The sequence below is a fragment of the Streptomyces katrae genome, from assembly GCF_000966975.1.
GTDB lineage: Bacteria > Actinomycetota > Actinomycetes > Streptomycetales > Streptomycetaceae > Streptomyces > Streptomyces katrae.
The window spans coordinates 1-2,175 of record NZ_JZWV01000339.1; the positions used below are offsets into that span (position 1 = coordinate 1).

General features: G+C 70.9%; 2 protein-coding genes. Both read left to right on the top strand.

The window, feature by feature from the left end:
- Positions 1-277: 277 nt before the first annotated feature.
- Positions 278-1,435, top strand: coding sequence for a flavodoxin-dependent (E)-4-hydroxy-3-methylbut-2-enyl-diphosphate synthase (gene ispG / locus VR44_RS13320; RefSeq protein ID WP_045947680.1), 1,158 nt, complete (start codon positions 278-280; stop codon positions 1,433-1,435).
- 165 nt (positions 1,436-1,600) lie between these two features.
- Positions 1,601-2,175: DUF4081 domain-containing protein (locus tag VR44_RS13325; protein ID WP_045947681.1), on the top strand; the 575-nt coding region annotated here is incomplete at its 3' end.

Genomic DNA, 2,175 nt, shown 5'->3' on the forward strand with positions numbered 1-2,175 from the left:
CGAAGCTGATGCCCGCCGCGTACGTGGTCGCGGGCGTCTTCGTCTGCTTCACCCTGCTGGTCCTCGTCGCGGACGTGGTCAACCCGATCAAGATCAACTAGCGGAACGGGCCGCACCGCCGCGCACGCCGGAGCCGGGCACGCACCGTGCCCGGCTCCCTACGTTCGGGTGGCGCCGCCCCCTCGGATGCGTGGGGCACGCGCGCATTGGCGTAACCTCAAAGGCCGGAGCCCGCCGATCTCGGGACCTCGATCCACACCTTGGGGTTGCACAGCAGATGACTGCCATCTCTCTCGGAATGCCGTCCGTGCCGACGAAGCTTGCCGACCGCCGGGTCAGCCGCAAGATCCAGGTCGGCTCCGTGGCCGTCGGAGGCGACGCACCCGTCTCGGTGCAGTCGATGACCACCACCCGGACGTCCGACATCGGCGCCACGCTCCAGCAGATCGCCGAGCTGACCGCCTCCGGCTGCCAGATCGTCCGCGTCGCCTGCCCCACGCAGGACGACGCCGACGCGCTCGCCGTGATCGCCAAGAAGTCGCAGATCCCGGTCATCGCCGACATCCACTTCCAGCCCAAGTACGTGTTCGCCGCGATCGACGCCGGCTGCGCCGCCGTCCGCGTCAACCCGGGCAACATCAAGCAGTTCGACGACAAGGTCAAGGAGATCGCGAAGGCCGCGGGCGACGCGGGCACCCCGATCCGCATCGGCGTCAACGCCGGCTCCCTCGACGCCCGGCTGCTGAAGAAGTACGGCAAGGCCACCCCCGAGGCGCTGGTCGAGTCCGCGCTGTGGGAGGCCTCCCTCTTCGAGGAGCACGACTTCCGCGACATCAAGATCTCGGTCAAGCACAACGACCCGGTCGTCATGGTCGAGGCCTACCGCCAGCTCGCCGCCCAGTGCGACTATCCGCTGCACCTCGGCGTCACCGAGGCCGGCCCCGCCTTCCAGGGCACCATCAAGTCCGCCGTGGCCTTCGGCGCCCTGCTCTCCCAGGGCATCGGCGACACCATCCGCGTCTCGCTCTCCGCGCCCCCGGCCGAGGAGATCAAGGTCGGCATCCAGATCCTGGAGTCGCTCAACCTCCGCCAGCGCCGCCTGGAGATCGTCTCCTGCCCGTCCTGCGGCCGAGCCCAGGTCGACGTCTACAAGCTGGCCGAGGAGGTCACGGCGGGCCTCGACGGCATGACCGTTCCGCTGCGCGTGGCCGTCATGGGCTGCGTCGTCAACGGCCCCGGTGAGGCCCGCGAGGCCGACCTCGGCGTCGCCTCCGGCAACGGCAAGGGGCAGATCTTCGTCAAGGGCGAGGTCATCAAGACCGTCCCCGAGTCCAAGATCGTGGAAACCCTCATCGAAGAGGCCCTGAAGATCGCCGAGCAGATGGAGAAGGACGGGGTCGCCTCCGGCGAGCCCAGCGTCGCCATCGGGGTCTGAGACCCTTCGGCGTCCGAGCCCCGATCCGTTCCGGCGAGCCCTGGCCCCGCCCCCTCCGAGAGGGGGCGGGGCCAGGGCCTTTTCGTGACCTGTGCGACGCGGCATCCCCTCGTCCCGGCGGGTACAGTGCGGAGACCAGCAGACCTGCACGGTGAGGCCCCAGTGTTGACGCAGACCACCACCCGGGTCCTTGAGCCCAGTGATCTCGACGCCGCGCTCGCCATCCTCGGACGCGAGCCGGTCGAGAACGCCTTCGTCACCTCCCGGGTCCAGGTCGCCGGACTCGACCCCTGGCGCCTGGGCGGCGAGATGTGGGGCTGGTACTCCGGCGGCGAACTCCGCTCCCTGTGTTACGCGGGCGCCAACCTCGTCCCCGTCTGCGCGGGCCCCGAGGCCGTCCGCGCCTTCGCGGACCGGGCCCGCCGCACCGGCCGCCGCTGCTCCTCCATCGTCGGCCCCGCCGAGGCCACCCGGCTGCTCTGGCAGCTCCTGGAGCCCAGCTGGGGCCCCGCCCGCGACGTCCGCGCCCACCAGCCGCTCATGGCCACCGAGCGGCCCTCCACCGAGATCGCGCCCGATCCGCTCGTCCGCCGGATCCGCAAGGACGAGATGGACATGATCATGCCCGCCTGCGTGGCCATGTTCACCGAGGAGGTCGGCATCTCCCCCCTCGCCGGGGACGGCGGACTGCTCTACCAGGCCCGCGTCGCCGAGCTGGTCGGCAGCGGCCGCTCCTTCGC